The sequence below is a fragment of the Variovorax sp. FG153 genome (assembly GCF_057809595.1).
The window spans coordinates 1-333 of sequence record NZ_JBMDKG010000138.1 but is presented as its reverse complement, the minus strand read 5'-3'; the positions used below and the strand labels follow the sequence as shown (position 1 = coordinate 333).

Here is a 333-nt window from a genome sequence, read left to right as displayed (position 1 = left end):
GGCGCGTGGCGGCGCAGTTCGGGATCATCGCCACCGGCTTGCTGGCCGCGTGGGTCGGGTACATCTTGATCTTGACGTCGAGCACGGTCGCGAGGCCGCCCAGGCCCTGCGCGCCGATGCCCAGGGCGTTGACCTTCTCGAACAGCTCGAGGCGCAGGGCCTCGACCTTGGTGAGCTCTTCCTTGCCCTCCTTGGCGAGTTGGGCCTTGGCCTGCAGCTCGTGCATGTCGAGGTCGTCCATCAGGCTTTCCTTGGCCAGCAGCGCGGCTTTCTCGGCCGTGCCGCCGATGCCGATGCCCAGCATGCCCGGCGGGCACCAGCCGGCGCCCATGG

At 69.4% G+C, this 333-nt stretch carries 1 protein-coding gene; it reads right to left on the bottom strand.

The features are described 5' to 3' along the window. Positions 1–333 (bottom strand): fumarate hydratase (locus ACODT0_RS42470; RefSeq protein ID WP_489044061.1); only part of this gene is annotated, 333 nt, incomplete at both ends.